The sequence below is a fragment of the Acetobacter senegalensis genome (genome assembly GCF_001499615.1).
In the GTDB taxonomy this organism is placed as follows: domain Bacteria; phylum Pseudomonadota; class Alphaproteobacteria; order Acetobacterales; family Acetobacteraceae; genus Acetobacter; species Acetobacter senegalensis.
In genome coordinates, this window is record NZ_LN606600.1 from 1068561 (window position 1) to 1094839 (window position 26279).

Genomic DNA, 26279 nt, shown 5'->3' on the forward strand with positions numbered 1-26279 from the left:
CCCTTTGCTTCGCACTCTTAGCGGCGCAGGCCCAGACGGGCGATCAGCGCTTCATAGCGTGCAACGCTCTTGCCGCGCAGGTAGTCCAGCAGGCTACGACGACGGCCAACGAGGATCAGCAGACCACGGCGGGAATGGAAATCCTTCGCGTGGGTTTTCAGATGCTCGGTGAGGTTGTTGATCCGCTCGGTCAGAATCGCAACCTGGACTTCCGGGGAACCGGTATCGGTCGGGGTCGTCTGGTATTCGCTAATCAGCGCCGTGCGGCGTTCAGCAGTAATCGACATCACATGTCTCCATAAAAAAGATCAGGTTCACAGAATCCGCACGGGGCGCAGCAGCCCATCTTCCAGGCGGCAGATCCCCAGTACGCGCCCCCCTTCCATGGCCCGAACAGGCTCACCTTCTTCGGTCTGGGGGATGCGTCCCATCAGATCGACAAGGCTCAGCGCCTGCCCGTGCAGCAGGGAAGCAGCTTCATCAGCGGTCAGGGCCAGCGCCGGGATGTCGGCCAGCGCGGTCGCGACCGGACGCAGCAGCTCCGGTGAGGCATGCGCGTTGTCGTCGTTCGGGGCGATTTTGTCCAGTGTTATTGCGTCTGCCTCAGTAAAAGGCCCCACGCGCAGGCGCCTGAGCGCGATTATATGGCCAAGAGTGCCGCAAGCCAGCGCCACATCACGCGCCAGCGCACGCATGTACACTCCTTTGCCGGATTCGACCTCAAAGATGGCCGTATCCTGATCCACCCGTTCGACCAGTTCAAACCGGTCCACCCGTGCCGGACGCGGCGGCAGCTCCGGCGGTCGGCCATCACGCGCCATGTCATAAGCGCGCTCCCCCGCCACCTTGAGGGCGGAGAACACGGGGGGCACCTGCATGATATCCCCTGTCAGGGCAGGCAGGGCGGCACGCAGTTCGTCATCCGTGGGGCGCACGTCAGAATGGCCGGTCACATTGCCGTCCGCATCATCGCTGTCGCGCGATTCACCCAGCTTCAGGGTAAAACGGTAGATCTTGGTGCCATCCATCACGTAAGGCACGGTTTTGGTGGCTGTGCCAAACGCCAGAGGCAGCAAGCCGGTGGCCAGCGGGTCCAGCGTGCCGCCATGCCCCACTTTCTGGGCATCAAACAGCCGTTTGGCGCGCCCCACCACCTGCGTGGAGGTCATGCCTGTAGGTTTATCAACAATCAGCCAGCCGTTTATCGGCCTGCCCCGTCTGCGTCGCATGGGAACTCCCGTTTCAACAGGCGCTCTCCGGCCTTGCGGCTCAGAACAGGCACCATCACACCAAATTGCATCCGGTTTGCACAACCGGCAGAACCGCGCTGCATCTAACCGACAGCCGCGCCCGCGGCAATGGCGCACGGCCTGTTTGCCAGCCGTTCGCAAGACCCGGCCCAGCCACCCAACACCCCATGCAAGGCGGGCGCCTGAAATATCCAGACCATTTTAGCAGGCCAGCCGCGCGCGCGGGCAGGACTGGTCAGCCCTGTCATCGTGCCGTAATGTTGCCACACACCATGACTGATCATTCAAACGCATCATCCTCCTCCGCCAGCCAGACACCCCGGGCCGCACCCCATTGGGATCTGGACATGCACACAGGCACCCCCTGCCTGCATGTGCAGGGTGACTGGACGGTGCAGAATGGCGGAATGGCTCCCTTCCCCACCGATGGGCTGAACCAGACCCACCAGGGCCAGACGCTGCAAATAGACACCACTGGCCTGCAACAGTGGGATTCCGCGTTCATTACCTTCCTGTGGGATGTCAAACAGGCTGCGGGCCATGCCGGGCTGACGTTTGACCCCACACATCTGCCAGAACCCGCCCAACGCCTGCTGGCGTTGCTGCCAGAACAGCCAGCCGCCAAGCCCGCTGGCCCCGGCCCCAAACCACCATTGCTGGAACGGGTGGGGGATATCACCCTCAACACGCTGACAGAAACCGGCACCGTGGCCGAACTGGCGGAAGAAACCACCAAGGGCGCGCTGAAAACCGTAACCGGCAAAAGCGGGATGCGGCTGAAGGATCTGGCCACCGATATCTGGAACGCCGGCCCATCCGCGCTGCTGATTGTGGGTGTGGTGAATTTTCTGGTGGGCGCCATTCTGGCCTTTGTGGGGCTGGTGGAACTTCGCCGCTTTGCAGCCGAGATCTATGTGGCCAATCTGGTAGGCATTGCCTGCGCCCGCGAGATTTCAGCCATCATGACCGCCATCATCATGGCGGGGCGCACCGGCGGCGCGTATGCGGCCCGCATCTCCACCATGCTGGGTAATGAGGAAATTGACGCGCTACAGGTGTTTGGCATTCCGGTGTCCACCTACATTCTGCTGCCGTCCATCCTCTCGCTCGCGCTGATGATGCCGCTTTTGTATCTGTATGGCACGCTGATCGCCATTCTAGGCGGGTTTGTGGTGGCCATGAGCATGATGAGCGTGTCCGCCATTGGTTACTGGACCACCACGTTTGATGGCGTGGCCCTGCATGAATTTGTGTTCGGCTTTGTGAAATCCTTCTTTTTCGCCAGCTTTATTGCGTTGGCGGCCTGCCGTGTGGGCCTGAAGGCCGGGCGGAGTGCGGCAGATGTGGGCATTGCCGCCACCCGCGCGGTGGTGATCGGCATTGTGGGGATTATCGCCATGGATGCGGTTTTCGCGGTTATCGCGAACGCACTGGACATTTGACATGACCGAGCCAGACACCCTGATTTCCGTGCGCGATCTGACCATTGCCTTTGGCCCCAAGGTTATTCAGCAGAACGTTTCCTTCGATCTTAAACGCGGTTCCATTTTTGCCGTGATGGGCGGTTCAGGCTGCGGCAAGAGCACGCTGCTGAAAAGCATGATCGGCCTTTTGCGCCCCACCTCCGGCCAGATTCTGGTGGGTGGGGAGGATTACTGGGCACAGAACGAAAAGCGCCGCACGGAGCTGAACCATCGCTATGGCGTGCTGTTTCAGAGCGCCGCGCTGTGGAGTTCCATGACGGTGGGGGAAAACGTGGCCCTGCCCATGGAAATGTTCACAGACCTGACGCCAGAGGTGATCCGGCGGCTTGTGGAGCTCAAACTGGGCTTTGTGGGCATGGAGCAGGCCATTGACCTGATGCCATCTGAAATTTCCGGCGGCATGCGCAAGCGGGCCGGGCTGGCCCGCGCCATTGCGCTGGAGCCTGACATCCTGTTTTTTGATGAACCCTCCGCCGGGCTGGACCCCATTACCTCCGCCCGGCTGGATGATCTGATCCTGACCCTGCGGGATGGGCTTGGCGCGACAATTGTGATTGTCAGCCACGAACTGCCCAGCCTGTTCAAGATTGCGGATGACGGCATCTTTCTGGATGCCCGCACCCACACCCCCATTGCCCGTGGGTCTCCGCGGGATCTGCGCGACCACAACACCATTCCTGAAGTGGTGGCATTCATGAACCGTAAGGCGGACATCGCTCCTGCCTCTGAGACAAAGGGCTGAAGCAGCATGGCTGAAGGCACAAACCGGAAAACCCTGATCGGCGCGTTTGTGATAGGCGGCGGCTTACTGGGGCTGGCCATCATCATGCTGTTCGGGCACATGCGCTTTTTCACCCCCTCGCGGGAGGCTGCGGTGGTGTTTCAGAACTCCATTACGGGTCTGGCCGTGGGCGCACCCGTCAACTTCCGTGGTGTGAAGGTGGGGTCTGTCAAAAGCATCACGCTGCGTTTTGATCCGCTGGACCACAAAGCCTACATTCCCGTTGTGCTGACCCTTGAGCCAGACCAGATCCATGTGGTGCGCGATGTACCGGGGGACACCAAGGTGCGGGTGCAGGACATGATTGCCAACGGCCTGCGCGCGGAACTGAACCTGCAAAGCTTTGTAACCGGGCAGTCCAACATCGAACTGGATTTTGACAAGTCCGCCCCTGCTGTTTTGCACCCGCGCATTACGGATCTGCCGGAAATTCCCGCCCGCCTGTCCACCATGGAAAAACTGAAGGACACGCTGGGCCAGCTTCCCGTGAAGGATATTGCCCACCACGCGGATGATACGCTGCGCTCTATCCAGTCCCTTAGTGACAAGCTGAACGATGATCTGCCGCCGCTGATCGCCAGCATGAAAGTCACGACCGACCGCTCGCATGACACGGTGCAGGCTGCCACGCAGGCGATCCGCGACCTTCAGAGCAAGCTGGATATCACGCTCTCCAAAATGGACACGCTGCTGGAAACCGGCACCACACAGCTAAGCGGGCGTGGGGCAGATATTCACGCCACCATGGTGTCCGCCACCAAGGCGCTGGACAGCCTGCAGGGCATTATCTCTCCGCGCTCGGCTGATCGGGCCAATCTGGACGCTGCCCTGCGGGATATTGCGACCGCCGCCGCCTCTCTGCGTGGCTTTGCCAGTGATGTTGAACGCAACCCGCAACTTCTGCTGATGGGACGCCGTCCATGATGTTTTCCGCCCGCCGTCTGGCCTTTACCGCCCTTACAGCCTGCGCCCTGCTTTCAGCCTGTGCCTCGCCCCCGTTGCGGCTCTACACCCTTGGCATGCCCTCTGATCAGGAAGTGCGGCAGCCGCACCTGTCCTCCCGCGCCACCACCATTCAGATCAGCCGCGTGGTGATTCCTGATTATCTGGATTCTCAGGACATGGTGCTGCGCAATGGGGAAGAAATTGTGCGCAGCCCGAAATCCCGTTGGGCGACACGCCTTTCCCTTGGCATGACGGACCTGATTACCAACGAGATTGCTAACTCCCACCCCAATGAACTGATTACGGATCAGCCGTTGGTGGACGTGGCCACGCTGCGGGTGCAGGTCAACATTTCCCGCTTTGATGTGGATGCCAACGGGCAGGCCGTGCTGGATGCAAACTGGGCTGTTCTGCCGCAGGACCCCAACAAGCCGCTGATTCGTGACCGTGCACATCTGACCGCATCCGGCTCAGTCGCCACGGATTCGGATGTGGCCGCATTGATGCGCCATATGACCCTTCAGTTGGCAGACCGGGTGAACATGTCCATCCCGCCGCATATCTGAGAGGTCGCTCTAAGGGCCTCTCCCCGTCTGTTGCCAATGTGCGAGGAGGTAAGCGGAAGGGAGCCCGTCCCCCGGATGCCTCCAGCGGGACATGGCACGACTGGAATATGAGGAGACCTTTCGGCCCGGCGACAAGAGAAGCCTGCCAGCCTGCGAACCCAAAGGGTCGCAGGGGAGATTGTCACACAGAAGGACGGCGTTTTTTCCGAACGGATGAAGAGGACTTAGCCACCACTGCGGTCTTTGCCGCAACCTTGGCTGACGCGACCTTTTTTACCGCAACACGGGCACGAGCAGGCGCTTTGACCGGAGTTGCAGGCGGGGCAGCACCATTGGTTTTAGCCACCGTTTTTCTGGCCCTGCGGGGTTTTGACGCAGACGCCTGTACAACCGCAGTGTCTTTTTCCTGATCTTTCGTCTGAACCTGTTTATCCAGAACCTGCTCTGTCGTGGAATGGTCCTTGATCAGGCGCGCAATCAGTTTTTCATAATCCGCCAGATAGGACGCCATACAGAGCGAGCGTTCGGCTTCCTGCCGCACCGCAGCGCGAAGACGCTTGGCCAGCGGCTTGTTGGTCAGAAGCTCAAGAATGGCATCGGCAATCCGCTCTGGCTCCGTGAACGGAGCAAGAAGGCCGGTTTCACCATCCGTAATGAATTCTTCAACCGGTGCCGTGGCGCTCCCCACCAATGCGCACCCCATGGCCATGGCCTCCCGCAGGGACCATGAAGCCACAAAAGGATAGGTCAGATACACATGCGCATCTGAACGCTGCAATAAGGCACGGAATGTTTCGTAAGAAACCTTGCCCACAAAATGAATGCGGGAGAGATCAAGCTTGCCCTTCAGTTCCTCAAGCATGATTTCGCGCCAGCAACCGGACGGCAGGCGCGCGCCGTAGCTGACGCCATCTCCGCCCACCACCACAACCTGAGCATCGGGCTGTTCATCCAGAACCCGTGGCAGAGCGCGCATGAATTCGTGGAACCCACGGTAGGGTTCCAGATCACGCGCAACATATGTCACCAGCTTGTGCTTGGGGGTAATGCGTACATCCCCCACTTTTAGCGTTTTCTTGGCTGCTTTCGGGTCTGGGCGGCACATTTCAAGGTCCACCCCCTCCCGCAGGACGGTAATGTTATCCTGCGCCCAGCGCGGATAGGTACTTTTCTGAAATTCCGTGGGGGTCTGCCCATAGCCGGGATTGGTCAGGGCCAGCAGATTGACCGTATTCTTGGCCCGCACCAAGGGAATGACCTCCGGAGCCATGGGAAACTCCGGGTCAAAATCCACATCAAAGCCGGGCTCCGTGTGGTAATAGAATTCAAAATACCCAAGAACGGGCACGTTTGGGTACACGTCCTGAATGTTCAGCAGTTCTCCCCATCCGTGGTGGCCCAGAATAATGTCAGGCACAAAACCCAGAGTTTTCAGGGTCTGGGCAGCCTTGGCCACGGCATCCGCCCGCATGAGCCCCATATCCAGATCGCGCACGCCGGGATGGGCCCTGTCCGTTGCCATGCGCGGCACGCGGTAACGCACACGGCGCACACCGGGAATGACGTTCGCATTGTCTTCACTGATAAAAACAATCTCGTTCCCGCCCTCCCGCACAAGATGGCGCACAAGATGCAGATACTGGCCCGGAAAATTCTGGTGGATGAAAAGATACTTCAAAACGCCGCCTGTGTTCTGTCTTTCGGCTTCTGCAAAGAAGAAGGCCCGGCCTGAAAAGACCGGGCCATTCCCGCTTTAACGGCGTGATCCGGGCTTGCGGCCCCGGCCCGCGCCCCGTGGAGCCGTAGCCCGACCAGCCTTGGATGTTGCCAGTTTGGCGCGCGCACTCTGGCGAGGACTACCAGACCGAGCAGCCGGGGCTGGCTTTTCAGTTACGCTGGCCTTACGGCCACGGGATGCCTTGACCGGCGCAGCGGCAGCAGGCTCAGCCCCTTTGGTCTTGAGCGGCTTGCGGCCACCACGACGCCGACGGGGAGCTTCCTGCTCCTCTGGCGCACTCTCTTCTTCAATGAAGAGATCAAATTCTTCTGGTTCAGCGTCTTCCAGCTCTTCCAGTTCTGCAATCTCTTCAAGTTCTTCAAGTTCTTCCAGGGCTTCTACTACTTCTTCTTCAAGCAGAGCGGCCAGATCTTCCGCTGCGGCCTTGGCGGCAGCCTTGTCTGTCTTGCCACCCTTGCGACGGCCACCGCGCCCTGCGCCACCCCGCGGCAGGATTTCCAGCAGGAAGGCTTCAAGTGGTGCAAGTGTTTCGGATTCTACCGGTTCGCCGTTTTCTACCGGGCCAACCTTGGTACCATCCGTAAAGGTGGCGGTAACACGGCAGATGAATTTCTTGGCGGCATCGCCTTTCAGGCGGACGCACAGACCCAGAATAGGCAGCGCCATGCCACGGCTGCCACAATACTGGCCGCCATCCACCCACGGAGACAGCCAGCCTTTGCCCAGAACAGCCTGATATTCAATATCGGACGGCTCGATGAGTTCAGCAGGCGCCACGCCAAACCCTTCAATCCACGCATGGCTGCCGGGTTCGCCCATCCATTCGCCAAGCCGTACAGCCACATCGCCACGGCGCTGGATGTGTGCGCCCACTTCGGGCTTCTGGCCTGCTGCGACGGAGGTGGATTCAGAAGCCGAGGCCGCACCCTGCGCCCGTGGCGCAACGGCAGGAGCCTGCAAGCCCGCACCACTGGCGGCAGCGGCCGGAGCGGGCGCATCAGCCTGCGCGCTCAACTGCACCACCTGCAGACGTGGCGCTTCATGCGGGGAATTGAGTTCCTGATAAATGGTGATCATGACCTGCGCCGGGCCACGCCGTACACGCACAAGGGCCGCACCATTCTGCGCACCCAGCCAGCCATCCTCTTCGAACGTCACAATTTCCACAGCGCCGGGTGTTTTGAGGGGGGGCTGGGAAATACGCACGCCCGGCAGGCCTGCTGCCGTTGGGGGCTGCTGGCCTGGAGTGTGAAAAACACAGAACAAACCAGTCTGAAGCGTCATCAGATGGCCTGATACCTTAAGGTCTGAAATACGCTGCTGGGCAGGCGCCTGGTTAGTCTGTGACATAAACCCTCTTTCAACATGACACTGTTGGCACAAGTGTAAATCAAAAAACTATGAACAGGTAAAGAAACACGGGCTCAAAGTCTAATAATTTGCGTCTTCCCTACGCAGTAAAATCCATTTTGATCAAAATGTCATTCAAGGCAGCCCCGGAAAGAGCGGGATCAATCACTTTTCCCCGTCCGCTGGCCCGCACGCGCTCCGCTGGTGCGCCCAGATCAAACACGATGGCAGGCAGCCCTGCCTTCCAGGCGAGGCTGAGTGTAAAACACCAGGTTTCCGGCCAGATGGATGGCAGAAAAGCCGCCTGCGCCTGCACGGAGGCAATAAGGGAGAGAGCGTCTTTCTCCTGATATTCTCCGGTTATGAAAACTCGCCCGCTTTTCATGAGTGTCGCGTCATCAGGGGTATGTCCGACAATAACAAACTCCAGCGGCAGATCACGCAAGGCTGCATCCAGCGCCGCCTCATGCAGCACGCCGTACCCTTTTTCCCAGCCGATGCCACCAATAACGCACAACCGGAGGCGCGGTGCGTTCTGCGCGAGGCCATGCCCCAGCACACCACTGCCGACCGGAGGCAATGCACTATGTTTTTCTGCAAAAATCGGTGCATTACCTGCGTCTGGAAGCATGGTGCGTGGTTTTTCCAAAGCCTTGACCTGGAACGTCACCGTGGGAAAATGCCGCGCCATCCGCTTTGCCGTATCATGTGAGGGCACATACACCGCCCGTGCCTCTTCCAGCACCCGTGCAGAACGCGCCAGATAAGCAGGAATATCCTGCTCTTCCGTTATATTTCTGCCCGCCAGCGCCACGCATTGCTGACATCCCGCCACATCAGGCTCGCCGCAATAGGTTCCCTGTGGTCCCAGTAGCGAAATTCGCTGACAGAACCACATATAATCATGCACATGCACAGTGTGCGGGCACCCGAGCGCGTCTGCAAGTTTGTAAATCTCTGACGTGTATCCCTCCAGATGATGGAGCGCGACCAAAGCCACCCCTTCCGCACGCAGAAGGCGGGTCAGAACAGCCCATTCATCCGGCAACCGAAACCGCAGGGAGGGCCACGCATCTGCGGATGCCGCGGCATCCTCCAGTACGCAGCCATGATGTGCGGGCCTGAGCACCAGCGCGCGGACCCCTTTTTTCTGAAAGCCTGCGGCCTGCTCCTGCACAACGCGCTCTACGCCACCGCCATGCTGATGCGTAACCAGCAGAACAGCCCTGGCTTTTCCCCCTTTTCGCGCACTCTGGCTACGAAAACGCACCAGATCCAGACGTCGCCGCGCCTCAAAAAGCGGGTCCTGAGCCATCCAGCGGGCAATAAACGCATGATACCCGGGATGCAGACGCTCCAGAAGGGCAGCGTTGCGCTGCATCAGCGCGGCACGCGTTCCGCCAAAAGAAGCCGACCCTACATGCGCCACAAATACACCGGGAGCAGCCATATGCTTCCAGCCCAAGGCGCGGGCCCGCATGCAGAAATCATTTTCCTCCCCGTACCCTTGGGCAAAAACATCTTCCCGCAACAGCCCCGTCTGCCTCAGGCAATCATGCCGCACATACATGCAGAACCCGTTGGCCGTCGGGATTTCAACCGCCTGCCCGGCGTTGGCCGCATGGGCCTCCAGCATGAGAGTTTTCGTTTCCTCATCATCAGGAGCACGGTTTTTCTTATCCGCCGATGGATAGGACAGAATACTGGCGTCATTTGAAAACGGTGTGACCGTGCCTGTATTGGGGGCTGCATGGGCAACATGGCGCAGTTCCTCCACCCAGCCTTCGGCCACCAGTGTGTCACTGTTCAGAACAATGACGTCACACCCGGAAACTTTTTGCAGCCCAGTATTCACCGCAGCCGGGAAACCACGGTTTCTTTCATGGCGCACCAGTTGAAACCCGTGCTGTCGGGTAAAAATGTCTACTGCTTCCACCAGATCCGGCTCGGGCGAGGCATCATCCACCACCACAACACGGGTCTTTTTGTCCGCAACAGTCTCCTGCACACTTTGCAGGCAGGCCAACGTCACACCCCTGTTCCGAAAAACCGGAATAATAACCGCCACAGGTTTGCGCCCGGCAGATTTGTCTGGCTGAGCCACGACTGTATCCACAACAGGCAAAGGCAAAAACAAAGAAGGGGCAGAAGCGATTTTTCGGTTTTGTTTTTGATGGAAGATGCGGGCATTACGCCATTCAGCATCTGAGCGGTCTGATAGGCCGAACGCCATTCAAGCCTCGCTTCCAACGGACTGCCCGCAAGTTCCTGTCCATTGGGACCAACCACCCGCACCGGACCTTCTGGCAGCATCTTCCATGGCACAAAAATGCGCCGATACCGTGCCAGAGGTTGATCGGAGCTGACAGACTGACTGAACATTTCTGCTGTCACCCGCAGCAGGGCCTTGTCCGTCTGCGGATGGCAGAGTGTCAGGCTTGGGGCGCAATCCGCATTATAGGGATGCCAGCACCAGCCTTCCAGTCCCTCCGCCCCAGCGGAAACCATGCCTTCGCATCTAAAAAAGTCTTTTATAGAAAAGGGACTTCCCAACATGGTCGGCACACCTGCACACCGGACCTCCAACAGATGTGCCTGTTGCCAGCCTTGCGGGAAAGACCAGCCTCCCTGCTTTCTCACAGCCCAAACAGGCACGCCATCCAGCCGGAATTCGGGCTTATCAGGCACATGCGGACCAGCAAGTTTCAGCAGTCCATCCCTGTCGAGAAAACCCCAGAGCGCCACACCATTCAGGCGACAGACAGACGCCGCCAGTTTCTGGCTTTCAGGCGTTGCGGCAAAACAGGAGAGAAGCTTCGCCAACGCGCGCACAGCCCCTCCACCATCCCCACTCGCCTGACGAAATGTGGTGAGCAGAACCCAGCCTTCCCGAAAGTCGAACCGCTTCAGCAGCGTTTCCAGAAGGAGAATGGCACCGGGCACATCACCCACGGCATGGCGGGCAAGAGCCAACGCAAACATGACATGAGGATTATCCGCCGCCTGACGATTAGCGCGCTCCAACCAGTCCCACGCAGCATCCTGCTGTCCACTTTCCCACGCGGCATTCCCTCGCCGGAAAGAATCCTGCGCCTGCGCACTGGCTAAGGCCGTCCGCTCTTCTTTGGTCAGGGTTTCATCCTGCCAGAACAGCATGTTTTGCAACAGTGTCATGATACATCCAGCCTTGGCACTGTCACATCATCACACACTGAGATGCCTTATCCCTCTACCGGGGCCTGTTCTGCCTTCCGCACTGCATTGAGCGCCGAGAGTTCTGCGCTGGCCTGAATAACATTCTGGGCTTCGGCCTTGCGGTACCACACGCTGGCCCCCTCAAGATCCCTCTCTCCACCCAGTCCGTTGGCCAGATAACGGCCCATCATCAACTGTGCAGCGGGGTTTCCGTGCTCTGCCGCCTTCTGAAACCATTCACGCGCCAAAGCCCGGTTTTCAGGAATATCATGGCCACCGCCATACAGCGCCCCCACGGAGAACATGGCCGAAACCTGCCCTGCCTCAGCTGCTTTTTTATAAAATGCAAGCGCTGCACCATGATCACGTGGACCGCCAATTCCCTGCACCAGCAGATCCGCATAAGCAGCCTCGGCTTCCGCCATGCCTGCTTCTGCCGCTTTTTGAATCCAGGCTCGCCCTTCCTCAGGGTTCTGCTCGGTTCCCTGGCCTTTCAGCAGCATGCGCCCGTACCAGAACTGCGCATTGACAACCTTATCCGCCGCCTTGCGCAACCATTGCAGAGCTTCTTCTTCGTTCCGTTCCGTTCCCACGCCCTGCGCCAGACAGACACCAAAGTTGAATGCTGCCAGCAGATCACCCTTCTCCGCACTGGCGCGGTAGGCCTTCATGACATCTTCGCTGATCTCGGGAGACATCTGCCCGCGTAGAGCAAGATTGCCCAGATCAGCCACGGCCTCTTTGTTACCTTGCTCGGCCGCTTTGCGGAACCACTGTTCTGCGGCTTCGGGATCTTTGGGAACGCCCACTCCGGCCTGATACAATGTGCCCAGAGTATGACTGGAGGCCGCATGCCCGAGGTCTGACGCAAAACGATACCAGGAAATGGCTTCCGCATAATTGGGAGGCAGATCCCCGCCCCGCCCATACAGATCTCCAAGAATGGCGGCGGCTTCCGCATCCCCGGCCAAGGCAGCCCGGCGCAACCAGGTCTCACCCCGGCCCGCATTACGGTCCACACCACGCCCGGCCATCAGGCCCAACCCGTATTTGGCCTGTGCGCCACGGACCTTCTTTTCGGCGGCCTGCTCATAATAGTGCATGGCGACGGCATCATCCTGAGGCACGCCGGTTCCGCGTTCGCTCATCACACCCAGCAGATAAAGGGCCGTCCCAAGCCCCTTATCTGCCGCCAGTTTTAATTCCTTGGCTGCCGCAGCGTAGTCATCGTGCGTTTTGGCCCCTGCCAGTGCCGCCAGCCCCAGCCCGAGATGACCTTGCGCACACCCTTCCGCCGCCGCTTTCTGGTACCAACGCAGCCCTTCTGCGGCATTCCGGATTGTCTCGGGCCCAGCACTAAGCACATACCCGTAAAGAGCCTGTCCGTCCGCATTCCCCTGTTCCGCCGCAATCTTGGCCCAATGAGCCGCCTTGACGAAATCTGGATCAGGTTTTTGGTCTGGTGGAGGGCGAACCTCATCAAAAACTGAAGGCCCCTGTGCGCTGCCCTCTTCTGCCTCTGGCGGCAAACCATGCAGATACAACGTGGCGAGAACAAAGGCGGCTTTTGCCCAGCCTTTGTGGGCGGCCCGACGTGTCCAGCGCACCCCTTCCACCAGATTGGGAGGGACACCCATACCGTTCAGATACGCCTGCCCCACCAGAAACTGGGCTTCCGTCACCCCTTCCCGCGCCAGAACGGAAAGATCGGCAAAGCCCTGTGTGGCGCTGTCGGGGTCCTCCATCAGGACCTTGGCATCGGCAAGACGCACTTCCACGGGAGACGGCCCCTGCCTGAAGAGCCGCCTGATCAGACCACCGAGCATGACATCAGTCCTCTACTATCGTCCGAACACGACGCGAAACCCGGATCAGGGTTCACGCATGCCGTCTGTCATCAGCGGCATGATGCGGTTCAGCAGATACTGCATGATTGTCCGCTTCCCAACCCGAATCTCCGCCGTAATCGGCATCCCTGGCTGTGGGTGGAAGAAGCTGGGCACCCCGTGCAGGGTATAACGATCCACCCGCAGCCGGATACGATAAAACGCCTTTGTGCTGCTGTCTGGCGTCACCCCAGGGTCCTGCTGACTGTTGCTCTGATCAGAGACAAAGGAATCCGCGCTGATGGTCCGTACCGTAGCCTCTGCCCCACCATATTGCTGGAAAGGGAAAGTTGCGAACTTAACGAGCGCCTTATCCCCCAGCCGGACAAAGCCGGCATCCTTGCCGGACATCACAGATTCAATCTCAAGCCCTTTCCCCAGCGGCACCAATGTCATGATCTGTTGCCCTTGAGTAAGCACTGATCCGACGGACACTTTGGCAAGACTGAGTACCACAGCGTCTTCATCCGCTTTCAGCGTGACCATGCTACTGTGCAGCACAGCTTTCTGATACGCACCCTTTGCCTCGGCCAGATGATGCTGGGCCAAAACCAGATCCTTGTAAACTTCGGCCTTCCAGTTCTGAACGTAGCTTTCTTTTTCAGAAACCTGAGCCGCCAGCTTGTTACGAGTAGAACCCGCCTGCTGCTGTGCGCCAATTTGCGAGCGCTCAATTTCCATAAGGGAGCTCTGTGCTCCCAACGTGGAAAGTTTGCTTCCCACCTGGTCTTTCTGCAACTGCATGCGCATTTTGTGCACATCTGCCGCTACTTTTGCCTGTGACGCATACATGGCCGCACTCGCCAGATAGCCTTGCAGATCATTCTGCAGACTGGCGATCTGCTTGTCATAATTTTCGATCTTGGCGTCGTACTCCGCCTTGCGTTTCAGAAATGCCTCTTCCTGCTCTGCTGATTCCGGATTTTGTGGGTCAACCTTATATATCTCACCCTTAGCTTCGGCCAGAAGCCGATCAACCTCGGCCTGATATTGCTCATCCTGCGTGCGCATATTATCAATGTCAGCCCCGCTCGCAGTCGGATCAAGCTGGGCCAGCACATCCCCTTTATGCACAAAATCCCCAGCCCGCACTTCAATAGAACGGACAATGGACGCGTCTAACGGCTGCACAACCAACGTCTGTTCCGTAGAAACCATACGTCCCTGCGTGGACACCACCCGGTCAAGAGGGAACACTGTCATGACCGTGACAGACGATAGAACCAGCGCGCCAATAAGCCACGTTATATACTGGGCAGACGCCGTCGGCGGCATATTGACCAGCGCTGCAGTGGGAGAATGAAACTCCAGCAGCGCTGACGGCATATCCCCCTGCGCATAGGGATCATCGGCCTGCCGCAGAAAATCGGAACTTTTTTCTTCCCCGTTATCCGAATCGGAAGTCTGGCCTGCGGAAATGATGTCCTTCTCGCCCATGGCTTATTCTCCTTCCGCAATCAGGGATGACGGATTGTCCTCAGGCTTCTGCCGCCCTTCCGTATGCCGGTTCTGCTGCATCCAGAGCGTCCGATAGATATCGCACCGTTCCAGGAGCACGTCATGCGGCGCAATATCCGCAACAGAGCCCTTATCCATCACGCAAATCTGGTCACAATTTACCAGGGACGACAGACGATGGGACACAATCACCATGGTACGCCCCTTACCAATCCGCTCCAGATTGGCATTCACCAACGCCTCACTTTCCGGGTCCAGAGCTGATGTCGCCTCATCCAGAATCATCAGCTTGGGGTCTGTAATCACGGCACGTGCAATAGCCAGACGCTGCCGCTGACCACCGGAAATATTGGTAGAGCCTTCTTCAATGAACGTGTCATAGCCCGCAGGCATCCGCTCAATAAACTCTTCCGCGCCAGCAAGGCGCGCCGCCCGCACCACATCATCAATTGTAAAACCAGGCCGTCCTGCTGTGATATTGTCGTAAATACTACCACGAAACAGAAAGTTGTCCTGCAACACCACCCCAAAGGAGCGTCGTAGATGGGTCAAATTGATCTCACGCAGATCAATCCCATCCAGCTTCAGATAACCAGTGTAGGATCGGCTCACACCCTGCAGCAACCGTGTGATTGTGGACTTACCAGAGCCGCTTCGCCCCACCAACCCGAGCATGGTCCCTGCCGGAATTTCAAAATTCACATTTTTCAACGCAAGCGTACTCGCACCGGGGTACGAAAAATTGACCTCGTCGAAAGAAAGCGCCCCTTTGATGCGTGGACGCATACCCGTAGTCAACGCTCTGGTTTCCGTTGGCTGATTAAGAACAGACGCGGCTTCTCCAAGAGAGGTTGTTACTTCTGTAAAATCTGCCAGAAGCTTGGACAGCCCTACCAACGGGCTAGCGACCCGCCCCCCCAACATCATGAAAGCAACAAGACCGCCCACACCCACAGAGGATGGACTAACCAAAGCAAGATAAGCACCCACAAGGATAATGCCGCGACTTATAAACATATCCAAAGGTTGTACAAGAGTTTGAGGCCAGTTAGATATACGCCCCATCGCCAACTTCCATTTAACAACCTGCGCAGTGACCTCATCCCATATCTGCTTACGGGTATTTTCAAGAGCCAACGTTTTTAACGTTCGAATACCCGCGACGGTTTCATAAAGAATAGCTCCTCTGTCCCGTTCTGCTTCGATCTGTTTTCCCATGACTTTTGAAAGCGGGCCGATAAAAACCACAACGATCAAACCAATCAAACCGGCAGCAGCGACGGTCATCCAGGCAAGTGTGGAACTAAGGAAAAATAGGAACGGTAGAATGACCACCAACGTAAAAAGATCCAGAAAGGTCGACATCAGTCGCCCCGTGAGGAAGTCACGCACCTTGTAGATAGCCAAAACGCGCCCCAGAATATTCCCTGCCTGCTGACGTTCAAAATATTCCAAAGGCAACGACACAAGGCGACTGAACAGATGCAGGGAGAGACGGGAGTCAATCCGTGTTGTCAGCACCATCGACAACTCACGCCGTCCGTAAGACAGCAGGACTTCGTACAAAGAAAATACAACTATGATACCACTGATTGAAATCAGTGTAGACATCGAATGGTAACTCACCACCCGGTCGACCACCTGCATGACAATCAGGGGCGGAAAGATCTGCAGAACACTCAGTGTCATGGAGGCGATGGCGATATCGCGGAGAGACTTTTTCTCCCGCAGCACCATCTTGGCCAGCCATGTGAAATTGATGGGGGCGTCGGCTTCGGACTCATCACGACGCCGTTTGATGAGGAGGATGTCCCCCGTCCAGATCTGGCTCAGACGCAGTTCATCTACGGGAACGGGCGCAGCACCCTCACCCTTCAGGGGATCACGCAGCCAGACCACGCCTTTGTCGGGTGATGCATTGACCATGAGGGCGGCGGAGCCATCGCGGAACATCAGGACGATGGGCGGCGAATTGGTCATCTTGACCAGATAGCGCCACTTGATCCGCATCCCTTTGGCAACAGCGCCACATTCCTCCAACCACCGGACAAGGGTGGCCGGCGATGGGCTTTCTTCTTCCGGGTCTGCGGCAAAATCCCGTACATCAAGCTCAAGGCCATGATAATGGGCGGCTGCCAGAACAGCGCGCAGACGGATCATCGCCGGGCTCAGACGAGAGGCTTTCGCGCCTTCTGAATCTGAAGAGGAGCCGGCAACCTCAGGCACATGGTCAGTCTGATTCACGCACAACCCTTTTAACAAAACCTAACTCTGTTACCGAACAAAGCCTGTAATAAAGCCGCCGGACAAGCCCTTATGGCAGGGAGTTCGCCTTCTCTCAAAGTCTTTCTGTATCTTTGCCGCGTCTTTAGTTTGAGTTTTTTCAGGAATGGCAGAAAAAACCGCCTGAAATGGGCAGAAGTCCATACAGCCCTGTGAGAAGAGAATCTGCGCAAAGAGCAGAAACGAGCAATCTCTTCTCCGATGCCGGACAAACAATATTTACGCTGCTGAAAAACGGACATTCTCCACGCGCCCGTTCCTGCACAAGGCGAAGTAGCATGCGCCCCATCCCCTGCACTGGCAGGCAGCAGGAACAGCCAGCCCCGTGAGGGGAGGACGGAATGGCCGTGCCCTCCCACGATCGCGTCACCAACCAGCCTGCCTGCAGATCGTCAGAGGGAGGGTGAGCCACAAAAAGTGCCAGAGCCTCCGCTCGCGGCACGGCCTTACACTCCTGTGGTGTCAGCACTCGCAGAAGAATGCGAGCATCGCCTTTCCCTTTCCAGAATGCGGGATGAGTGGACATATTGGCCTGTGTCTGGAATAAGGTTGGCCCTTCCCCGTCGCGCTCCGGCAGGGGCTCCTCCCCATTTTTTTGTTTCATGGATGCCATGTCTTCTCGTCTTCCGCTTCTTGATGCTCTGCGTGATCAGGTTCTGCTCTGCGATGGGGGGATGGGCTCACGCATCCAGATGCTTGATCTGGACCTGACGCGTGACTACTGGGGGCAGGAGAACTGCACCGAAATTCTGACCCTATCACGCCCTGAACTGATCCGGGAAATCCACCGTGGCTATTATGAAGCCGGGGCGGATATGGTCGAGACCAATACCTTTGGTGGGTCTCCCATTACTCTGGGTGAATTCGGGCTGACAGACAAGGCCCGTGAAATCAACCGCACATCCGCCATTCTGGCGCGGGAGGCCGCGGACAGCTTTGCCGATGGGCGTACACGCTACGTCATAGGGTCCGTGGGGCCGGGCACCAAACTGCCCTCCCTAGGCAATATTGATTACGATACGCTGGAAGCCGCCCTGACCGAGCAGGGCCGAGGCCTGATTGAAGGCGGCGTGGACGCCATCCTGATCGAAACCTGTCAGGACACGCTACAGATCAAAGCTGCCGTCAATGGCATGAAAATTGCCCGCGCGGAAATGGGCACCACCACCCCCATTTTTGTGCAGGTGACAGTCGAGACAACCGGCACCCTGCTGGTGGGGCCGGATATTGCGGCAGCCACCACCGTGATCCACAGCCTGGATGTGGACCTGATGGGCCTGAACTGCGCCACCGGCCCGCAGGAAATGGCCGAGCATGTTCGCTGGCTCAGCGAGAACTGGCCGCGCCTGATTTCCGTGCAGCCCAATGCCGGCCTGCCTGAACTGGTGGATGGCCAGACCCGTTATCCGCTCTCTCCCGAAGAAATGGCGGTGTGGGTCGAGCGCTTTATTGTGGAAGACGGCCTGAACCTGATTGGCGGCTGTTGCGGCACCTCCACCCCCCATATAGCCGCGCTGGACGCCATGTTGCGGCGCCGGGCCGAAGGCACGGGCAAACACCGCCCGGCCCCGGTTGCGCGCACATCAGTCTGGGTGCCCTCCGTGGCCAGCCTGTACACACAGGTGCCCCTGCGGCAGGAGAACGCCTACTTCTCCATTGGCGAGCGCTGCAACGCCAACGGCTCCAAGAAATGGCGCGAACTTCAGGAAGCGCATGACTGGGATGGCTGCGTCGCTCTGGGCCGGGAGCAAGCCAAGGAAGGCTCCAACGCGCTGGATATCTGCACCGCTTTTGTCGGCCGCAATGAACGGGCCGAGATGGATGAAGTGATCAAGCGCTTCACCTCCTCCGTTAACGCGCCACTGGTGATCGATTCCACGGAAACCCCGGTGATTGAGGCCGCCCTCAAGCTGCATGGGGGCAAACCCATCATCAACTCCATCAACTTTGAGGATGGAGAAGGTCCGGCGGCTGACCGCCTGACACTGGCCCGCAAATTTGGCGCGGCCGTGGTGGCGCTGACCATTGATGAAGAAGGCATGGCCCGCCGCCCGGAAGACAAGCTGCGTATTGCCACCCGCCTGATAGAATTTGCCTGCGACACATACGGTCTGCCGCAGTCCGATCTGATGATTGACCCGCTGACCTTCACCATTGCCACCGGTGCGGAAGATGACCGCAAACTGGGGCAGTGGACACTGGAAGGCATCAAGATGATCCGGGATGCCTTCCCGGATGTGCAGATTGTGCTTGGGCTCTCCAACATCTCCTTCGGGCTGAACCCGGCGGCACGCGCCGTACTGAACTCGGTCTATCTGGACCATGCCGTGCGTGCGGGCATGACAGCCGCCATTGTGCATGTCTCCAAAATCCGGCCGCTGCACATGATTGCACCGGAAGAGGTGAAGGTTGCGGAAGACCTGATCTTTGACCGCCGCACCGCGGATTATGACCCGCTGCAAAAGCTGCTGGAACTGTTTGCAGACCGCAAGGCATCGGAAGCCGTCAAGCGCAAACGGGCTGAAACAGTCGAAGAACGGCTGAAAGACCGCATTGTGGATGGCGACCGCAAGGGACTGGAAACAGACCTTGAAGAAGCCATGGCCAAGATGCCGCCGCTTGAGATCATCAACACCGTTCTGCTGGATGGCATGAAGGTGGTGGGCGAACTGTTTGGCGCTGGCAAGATGCAGCTTCCGTTTGTGCTGCAATCTGCCGAGACCATGAAAGCCGCCGTGGCATGGCTGGAACCGCACATGGAGCGGATAGAAGGCCAGCAGCGCGGCACCATTGTGCTGGCGACCGTAAAGGGCGACGTGCATGATATCGGCAAGAATCTGGTCGATATCATCCTGACCAACAACGGCTACAAGGTTGTCAATCTGGGCATCAAGGTGCCGGTGGCGGACATGATTGAGGCCGCGAAGAAAGAAAAGGCCCATGCCATTGGCATGTCCGGCCTGCTGGTAAAATCCACCGTCATCATGCGCGAGAACCTTGAGGAAATCAGCCGTGAAGGGCTGGATGTGCCGGTTCTGCTGGGTGGTGCCGCGCTGACCCGCAACTATGTGGAAGAAGACTGTGTGGCGGCCTACAGCCCCACGGGGCGCGTGGCCTACGCGCGGGATGCCTTTGATGGCCTGACCCTGATGGACCAGATCACGCAGAACGGTTTTGACGATTATCTGGCCGCCATCAGCAAACGCCGGGCAGGCAAGGCCACCCGGAAGAATGCCCGCACGCCAGAGCAGGCCGAAACCCGTGGCTACACCCTCATAGACCCCACCGTGGCCCGTGCCCGCCGCGCGCGCATGACAGCGGATGAACCCCGCCTGAAACCGCCCTTCTGGGGCAGCAAGGTGATTGAAGCACCCACGGAAGCGGTTATTCCCTTCCTGAATGAGCGCTCCCTGTATCAGTTCCAGTGGGGGTTCCGGAAACAGGGCCGCTCTCTGGATGATTTCATGGTGTGGGCCAAGCAGGAACTGCGCCCCATCCTGCGCCGCATGCTGGATCTGACGGCCAAGGAGAACATCCTCCGCCCGCAGGCAGCCTATGGCTATTGGAAAGCTGCCGGGGATGGGAACGACCTGATCCTGTTTGAAGAAGACGGTGTGACGGAAGCCGCCCGCTTCACCCTGCCCCGCCAGCCGCGTGAAGATGGCGAATGCATTGCCGATTTTGTGCGCGATGTATCCGACCCCGAGCGTGATGTGGTGGCCCTGCAGGTGGTGACAGTCGGCCAGAAAGCGTCTGACATCGCGCGCGACTGGTTTGAAGAAAACCGGTATCAGGATTACCTGTACCTGCACGGCCTCTCCGTGGAAGTGGCGGAAGCCATGGCGGAATACACCCATAAGCGCATCCGCGCGGAACTGGGCTTTTCAAGCGAGGATTCGCGTGATCTGGATGCCCTGCTGCAACAGGGCTATCGGGGTTCGCGCTATTCCTTCGGGTATCCGGCCTGCCCGCGGCTGGAAGACCAGCACCCCATTCTGGGCCTGCTGGGCGCAGAACGAATTGGCGTCTCCCTGACGGATGGCGACCAGCTTCACCCAGAACAATCCACCTCCGCGCTTGTTATCCTGAACAAACACGCAAAATACTTTACCATCTGACCTCCCCGGCCCGGGGCTTCCACTGTTTTCTCCGGGCCATGGCCCGTCTGAACCGCAAAGGAGCCTCACCCGTTGGAACTGCTCACGCTTATTGATCTTGCCGGAAGCGTCGCCCTACTGCTGTGGGGTGTGCATATGGTGCAGACAGGCGTGCAGCGAGCCTGTGGCGCACGGCTGAACAGCCTGCTTGCCCGCATGTTGGGCAACCGGTTTCAGGCGTTTCTTACGGGGCTGGGCATTACGGCCATCCTCCAGTCGTCCACCGCAACAGGGCTGATGATCACGGGCCTTGCCGCGCGTGGGCAGCTTGATCTGGCACCGGCGCTGGCCGTGATGCTGGGGGCCAATGTCGGCACCACGCTGATTGTTCAGCTCCTCTCCTTTGATGTGTCGTCCATCGCGCCAGCCTTTGTGCTCACGGGGGTGATTCTCTTCCGCCGCAGTCAGGGGGCATGGCGGGATTCCGGGCGGGTGTTCATCGGGCTGGGCCTTATCCTGCTCTCCCTCCGCCAGTTCCTGATGCTGCTCAGCCCCTACACGCACAAGCCGGAACTTACGGCGGTGCTGGCGTCCATGAACTCGCATGATCTGGCCGCCATTCTGCTGGGTGCGGCAATCACCTGGATCAGCCATTCTTCCGTCGCCACCGTCATGCTGGTGACCACCTTTGCCACCAGCGGCACCATTCCGCTTGAAACCGCACTGGCGCTGGTGCTGGGAGCCAACATTGGCACCTCCATCAACCCAGTGATGGAAGGCAGCCGCACGGACCCCACGGCGCGCCGCATTTCCATGGGCAACCTGCTGGTGCGCTGCGTTGGGGCACTGGTGCTGGTGCCGGCTCTGCCCTTTATCAGCGCGCTTATGGCACGGCTGGAGCCGGATGCCGCCCGGCAGGTGGCAGACTTCCACACCCTGTTCAATGTCGGGCTGGCCGTGATGATGATGCCCGCCCTGACCCAGTATGCGCGCCTCATGCTGCGGCTTATTCCCACCCCGCAGGAAAGCCAGCAGTCTTCCCCCGGCAAGCCGCTGTATCTGGACCGCCTGCTGCTGGACAAAGCCCCTCAACTGGCCATTGGCAGCGCCACACGGGAGGCCATGCGGCTGTGTGACCTGCTGGGGGCGATGCTCAGCGCCATGAAAGACGGTCTGCGCACAACAGACCCGAACAAAGCCGGGGCGGCCCGGCCATTGGGCAACGCCATGGAAGATCTGGGTGCGGCCATCCGCTCCTATCTGGCGGGGCTTGACCCGGACACGGCCAGCCAGCCCGAAATGGAGCGTGCGGAGGATATTCTGGCCTTCTGCACCCAGATGCTGCACGCGGAAGATATTGTGGAACGCAGCATTGTGCCCATGGTGCAGAAAATGGCCCGCCAGCGAATCGTCCTGCCGCCCGATCTGCTGCGCCCTGTGCTGAGCATGACGCAGCAGTTGAGCCACAACCTGAACATCTGCGCCACGGTGCTGCTTGGACGGCAGACGCAGGAGAACAACCCGCTTTCCGGCCAGAAAGACTTTTTCCGCGATGTGGAAATTGAAGCCACCGCAGCTTATTTTGAACGGCTGAGAAACCAGTCAACGGAGCCGGGGTCTGCGCTGGAGCAGGGAGATGCCGCTCTGGTAGGGGAAACCGCCACCTATCAGCTTACATTGCTGCGGGACCTGCGCCGCGTGAACACGCATATCGTCGCCGCAGCCTCCTACCCACTGGTGACAGAAGACGAACAGCTTTTTCTGGGTAAGGAAGCACCAAACGCGCCCGCACCCTCCGCCGGGGAACCCTCCAGCGTTGCTCCCACCCTCAAAGCAGACACGGAGAGTTGACCGGCGGCCATTCTCCTGCCCATCATGAGGAAATGCTGAACGCCCCCTCCACACCCGTGCTGTCCCCTGCCTCCTCCGGCTCCTCGCCCAGCCCGCGGGAAGACGCACCGAAGGCACCCCACCCCTATGCCCAGCAGGATATGGTGGCGCTGTGCAATGGGGCGGGAACGCATGCTGTTGCCTGCACGGCCGCCTTCATTGCGGAAAACCGAGAAGATATTCTCTCGGAAAGTGCCGCTTTTCTGGAGAGCCTGACCGCCATCTGGGAGTTGCAGGGGCTGGAGCCAACCGAAATCTGGACCGAGATTCTGCGGCGGATTGAAGTGAGTGATCTGTTCCTGCGCCTCAACCAGCCGCCGCACCGTAAAAAGCGTGATGGCAAACTGACGCGCCCCTGGCGTGTTTCCACCAGCAAGCTGCCCTGAACTCGGGGCGTGACATTCCGCGCACGCATGGCATAAGGCCCCTGTTATGGCGCCCATAGACATCCTCTCCCTTGCGCTGGTGGGGTTATCCACCCTGCATGGCTTCTGGCGCGGCTTTACCCGGCAGGCTCTTGGGCTGGGGGGCTGGATTGTGGCCATCCTTCTGGCCTGCCGTTATTATGGGGCGGTCATTCCCCTCACGCGGCCCTATATCAGCAATCATCTGGCGGCTGATCTGGCCGCCTTCGGCATCCTGCTGCTGGCGCTGCTGATTGTGGCGGCCCTTCTCTCCAGCGCTCTTGTGCGCCTGGTGCAGGTCACGGCCCTGAACGGGCTGGACCGCACATTGGGGGCCGGGTTTGGTATTCTGCGCGGGGCGCTTCTGGTGGTTCTGCTGTTTCTGGCCGCCCAATGGCTTTTACTGCCAGAAGACATGCAGACCCTTGAACAGAACGGCAAGCTGACCCCTTACATTCGGCTGGGCGCAGCCTATATCCAGCCCTACCTGCCTGATTTCGGCACGAAGGGGGTTGCGCCAACGCGCTCCACAGGTCATGACGCCACCCTGTAGACCCCATACCGGCCTGTTTTGGCTCTCTTGCGGAGGCCCTGCGCACCCATGCACGCCCACGACGCCCCCTGTGTTTCTTCTCCTGTTGACGCTCCCTGTCCGGATGATGACCATTTTCATGAAGAATGTGCTGTTTTTGGCGTCTGGAACGCCAAGGATGCCGCAGCCCTGACAGCTTTGGGCCTTCATGCCCTCCAGCACCGCGGACAGGAAGCCGCGGGCATTGTGTCTTACGATACGCAGTTTCACTCCCACCGCGGCCTTGGTCTGGTGGGCGATGTGTTCAATGACCCCCGCGTAATGGCCACCCTGAAAGGGGACCGCGCCATTGGCCATAACCGGTATGCCACCACCGGGGCCACGCTGCTGCGCAACGTGCAGCCCCTGTTTGCGGAATTTGCCTTTGGCGGGCTGGCCGTGGCGCATAACGGCAACCTCACCAATTCGGAAACCCTGCGCAAGGAGCTTATCCGCCGCGGCTGCCTCTTCCAATCCACCATGGATACGGAAGTGTTTGTGCATCTGATTGCCACTTCGCTTTACGCCACGGTGGAAGATCGGCTGATTGATGCGCTCAAGCGCGTAACGGGTGCCTATTCTCTGGTTGTACTCCACAAGGATGCCCTGATGGGCGTGCGTGACCCCATGGGTGTGCGCCCGCTGGTGCTGGGCCGTCTGCCGGGTGAAGATGGCTCGGAAGGAAGCTGGGTTCTGGCCTCTGAAACCTGTGGGCTGGATATTATCGGCGCAGAATATGTCCGCGATGTTGAAGCGGGCGAGTTGGTGATTATCGACAAGAAAGGCGTGCGGTCCCTGCGCCCGTTTGGCGAGACCAAGCCGCATTTCTGCGTGTTTGAATATATCTACTTCGCCCGCCCGGATTCCGTTCTGGAAGGGCTGCCGGTCTACGCCGTACGCAAGCAGATTGGCCGCGAACTGGCGCTGGAAAGCGGCGTGGACGCCGATATTGTGGTGCCGGTGCCGGATTCGGGCGTGCCTTCCGCCATGGGCTATGCAGAAGCCAGCGGTATTCCCTTCGAGCTGGGCATTATCCGCAACCATTACGTGGGCCGCACCTTTATTGAACCCACAGACCAGATCCGTAATCTGGGCGTGAAAATGAAGCACTCCACCAACCGGCCTGCGCTGGATGGCAAGCGGGTGATTCTGGTGGACGACTCCATTGTGCGCGGCACGACCTCCCGCAAGATTGTGGACATGGTCCGCGCCGCCGGAGCCAAGGAAGTGCACATGCGCATTTCCTCCCCGCCCACCAGACATTCCTGCTTCTATGGCATTGATACGCCTGAACGCAGCCACTTGCTTGCCGCCCAGTATGATCTGGCCAAAATGGCGGAACTGATTGGCGTGGACAGTCTGGCCTTCATCTCACTGGACGGGCTGTACCGCGCCATGGGGCATGAAAGCCGGGAAGCCTACCGTGAACGCTATTGCGATGCGTGCTTCACAGGCGACTACCCGATTCCGCTAATTGATCATGATCAGGAATTTGGCGCAGGCACGGCCTGAACGCCCTTTTCCCTCCCATAAGAAAAAACGGCGGCCCATCAAAGGCCGCCGTTTTTTATGCAGAGAACATTATCGCCTCTGCCGCTCCAAACGCTCCACGCACATACGTGCCGTCAGCAGCCCCTGGAACGGCGTTTAAGCCTTTTACACGCAGCCTTACTTAACGCTGGCTTGCCGCAGGGCCAGTATGGCTCCTGCCAGCCTCTGAACCGGAAGTGGCAGAGGGTGCAGGAGGCATCATGCGGAGTTGAGTAGCTGCAATATCAGCCACCTGCCCCAGAAGCTGGCTAAGCGCCTGCACCAGCGGCATGGTGCCTGTTACGCTGTCTCCCTGCACCTGAATCCGTTGCAGATAAAGCTGCGCATTGCCGCTGGGCGCACCCGCCACAGCGGGCTGCACGGACAGAGAGGCTTCAATTTCCGCCTTGCCGGAAGGCCCTTGTGAAAACCGGGTTACGGAGAGGTCCACATAGGCATCAGGTTCCGTGGCGGCGGCATCATTTTCCGCGAACACGGCAGACCCCGGCAGACGTTGCGCAAGATCTCCGGCCAGCGTGCGGCTGATCTGGCCCCCAAGGGAATCGCCCCACGCATCGGCAGATGCCACGGTCAGCTTGTAGCCGGTATCCTGCGTGACAATCCTGTCCCGATCGAGCCCGGACGCAATGCTCGGCTGGCGCACCTCAACATAGCGCGGGCCACCCGGCATGGGCTGCCCCGGCACCACAGAGAGGGTGTACAGCGTCGGGTTGCCGCTTGAGCAGGCTGTGAGCGTGGTTGCCATAACCCCGAGCCCCACGGCCCCCAGCAGCACACTGCGGCGGGAGGAGAGAGCCTGCATGGGCTGCACAAGAGATGATTTTGTCATG

Annotated in this window: 21 protein-coding genes; 9 read left to right on the plus strand and 12 right to left on the minus strand. The window is 59.1% G+C overall.

From position 1 onward, the window contains the following. Nucleotides 1-17: 17 nt before the first annotated feature. The 3 genes from rpsO to ASN_RS19545 all read right to left on the minus strand — a co-directional run bounded on the left by rpsO (nucleotide 18) and on the right by ASN_RS19545 (nucleotide 1534). Nucleotides 18-287, minus strand: a complete 270-nt coding sequence (gene rpsO / locus ASN_RS04735) for a 30S ribosomal protein S15 (RefSeq protein ID WP_006557675.1) — start codon at nucleotides 285-287, stop codon at nucleotides 18-20. A gap of 27 nt (nucleotides 288-314) precedes the next feature. After that, nucleotides 315-1229 carry a tRNA pseudouridine(55) synthase TruB gene (gene truB, locus ASN_RS04740; protein WP_035381347.1) on the minus strand — a complete coding sequence of 305 codons (915 nt, stop codon included), beginning with the start codon at nucleotides 1227-1229 and terminating at the stop codon, nucleotides 315-317. A 104-nt stretch (nucleotides 1230-1333) separates the two neighbouring features. After that, nucleotides 1334-1534 (minus strand): hypothetical protein, encoded by a 201-nt coding sequence (locus ASN_RS19545; protein ID WP_157765114.1) that lies wholly within the window; start codon nucleotides 1532-1534, stop codon nucleotides 1334-1336. Between ASN_RS19545 and ASN_RS04745 the strand changes: the two genes are divergently transcribed. From ASN_RS04745 to ASN_RS04760, 4 genes are read left to right on the plus strand one after another with little or no spacing between them, the layout of a single operon-like run. Next, a complete protein-coding gene (locus ASN_RS04745) occupies nucleotides 1523-2692 on the plus strand; it encodes an ABC transporter permease (RefSeq protein WP_035381349.1) in 1170 nt (389 codons plus the stop codon). The two genes, ASN_RS19545 and ASN_RS04745, sit on opposite strands and share 12 nt — an antisense overlap. Nucleotide 2693: 1 nt before the next feature. Further along, nucleotides 2694-3476: an ABC transporter ATP-binding protein gene (locus tag ASN_RS04750; RefSeq protein ID WP_006557672.1), complete on the plus strand. Its 783-nt coding sequence runs from the start codon at nucleotides 2694-2696 to the stop codon at nucleotides 3474-3476. A gap of 6 nt (nucleotides 3477-3482) precedes the next feature. Next, a complete protein-coding gene (locus ASN_RS04755) occupies nucleotides 3483-4439 on the plus strand; it encodes an MlaD family protein (protein WP_006557671.1) in 957 nt (318 codons plus the stop codon). Next, nucleotides 4436-5026, plus strand: a complete 591-nt coding sequence (locus ASN_RS04760; protein WP_039903505.1) for a PqiC family protein — start codon at nucleotides 4436-4438, stop codon at nucleotides 5024-5026. The genes ASN_RS04755 and ASN_RS04760 overlap by 4 nt, the downstream gene beginning before the upstream one ends. Nucleotides 5027-5207: 181 nt before the next feature. Here ASN_RS04760 and ASN_RS04765 read toward each other — a convergent pair whose 3' ends face one another. The 8 genes from ASN_RS04765 to ASN_RS04795 form a co-directional block, all read right to left on the minus strand. Continuing rightward, nucleotides 5208-6704, minus strand: a complete 1497-nt coding sequence (locus ASN_RS04765) for a glycosyltransferase (RefSeq protein WP_058987373.1) — start codon at nucleotides 6702-6704, stop codon at nucleotides 5208-5210. A 75-nt stretch (nucleotides 6705-6779) separates the two neighbouring features. Then, nucleotides 6780-8114, minus strand: a complete 1335-nt coding sequence (locus ASN_RS04770) for a hypothetical protein (protein ID WP_058987374.1) — start codon at nucleotides 8112-8114, stop codon at nucleotides 6780-6782. A gap of 100 nt (nucleotides 8115-8214) precedes the next feature. Next, the gene (locus ASN_RS04775; RefSeq protein WP_167541291.1) at nucleotides 8215-10218 is read right to left on the minus strand and encodes a glycosyltransferase; all 2004 of its coding nucleotides are present in this window, start codon (nucleotides 10216-10218) and stop codon (nucleotides 8215-8217) included. After that, nucleotides 10143-11288, minus strand: a complete 1146-nt coding sequence (locus ASN_RS19875; RefSeq protein ID WP_167541292.1) for a tetratricopeptide repeat protein — start codon at nucleotides 11286-11288, stop codon at nucleotides 10143-10145. The genes ASN_RS04775 and ASN_RS19875 overlap by 76 nt, the downstream gene beginning before the upstream one ends. Nucleotides 11289-11335: 47 nt before the next feature. After that, nucleotides 11336-13135, minus strand: coding sequence for a tetratricopeptide repeat protein (locus ASN_RS04780; RefSeq protein WP_058987375.1), 1800 nt, complete (start codon nucleotides 13133-13135; stop codon nucleotides 11336-11338). Between the two features lie 45 nt (nucleotides 13136-13180). Continuing rightward, the gene (locus ASN_RS04785) at nucleotides 13181-14632 is read right to left on the minus strand and encodes an HlyD family type I secretion periplasmic adaptor subunit (protein ID WP_058987376.1); all 1452 of its coding nucleotides are present in this window, start codon (nucleotides 14630-14632) and stop codon (nucleotides 13181-13183) included. Nucleotides 14633-14635: 3 nt separating this feature from the next. Further along, entirely contained in the window at nucleotides 14636-16897 is a 2262-nt protein-coding gene (locus ASN_RS04790) for a peptidase domain-containing ABC transporter (protein ID WP_082666581.1), read from the minus strand. A 139-nt stretch (nucleotides 16898-17036) separates the two neighbouring features. Next, nucleotides 17037-17540 (minus strand): hypothetical protein, encoded by a 504-nt coding sequence (locus ASN_RS04795; RefSeq protein ID WP_157765115.1) that lies wholly within the window; start codon nucleotides 17538-17540, stop codon nucleotides 17037-17039. Nucleotides 17541-17547: 7 nt separating this feature from the next. Here ASN_RS04795 and metH point away from each other — a divergent pair, with 7 nt between their 5' ends. The 5 genes from metH (at nucleotide 17548) to purF (ending at nucleotide 25410) form a co-directional block, all read left to right on the plus strand. Continuing rightward, nucleotides 17548-21054 carry a methionine synthase gene (metH, locus tag ASN_RS04800; RefSeq protein WP_058989130.1) on the plus strand — a complete coding sequence of 1169 codons (3507 nt, stop codon included), beginning with the start codon at nucleotides 17548-17550 and terminating at the stop codon, nucleotides 21052-21054. A 72-nt stretch (nucleotides 21055-21126) separates the two neighbouring features. Beyond that, the gene (locus ASN_RS04805) at nucleotides 21127-22884 is read left to right on the plus strand and encodes a Na/Pi cotransporter family protein (protein ID WP_058987378.1); all 1758 of its coding nucleotides are present in this window, start codon (nucleotides 21127-21129) and stop codon (nucleotides 22882-22884) included. Then, nucleotides 22881-23309 carry a hypothetical protein gene (locus tag ASN_RS04810; protein WP_006557660.1) on the plus strand — a complete coding sequence of 143 codons (429 nt, stop codon included), beginning with the start codon at nucleotides 22881-22883 and terminating at the stop codon, nucleotides 23307-23309. The genes ASN_RS04805 and ASN_RS04810 overlap by 4 nt, the downstream gene beginning before the upstream one ends. Before the next feature lie 46 nt (nucleotides 23310-23355). Further along, entirely contained in the window at nucleotides 23356-23880 is a 525-nt protein-coding gene (locus ASN_RS04815) for a CvpA family protein (RefSeq protein ID WP_058987379.1), read from the plus strand. Between the two features lie 48 nt (nucleotides 23881-23928). Next, entirely contained in the window at nucleotides 23929-25410 is a 1482-nt protein-coding gene (gene purF, locus ASN_RS04820) for an amidophosphoribosyltransferase (protein ID WP_006557658.1), read from the plus strand. Nucleotides 25411-25570: 160 nt separating this feature from the next. On the opposite strand, the gene ASN_RS04825 is transcribed toward purF, so the two are convergent. Next, the gene (locus ASN_RS04825) at nucleotides 25571-26278 is read right to left on the minus strand and encodes a PqiC family protein (protein WP_058987380.1); all 708 of its coding nucleotides are present in this window, start codon (nucleotides 26276-26278) and stop codon (nucleotides 25571-25573) included. Between the last annotated feature and the right edge of the window lies 1 nt (nucleotide 26279).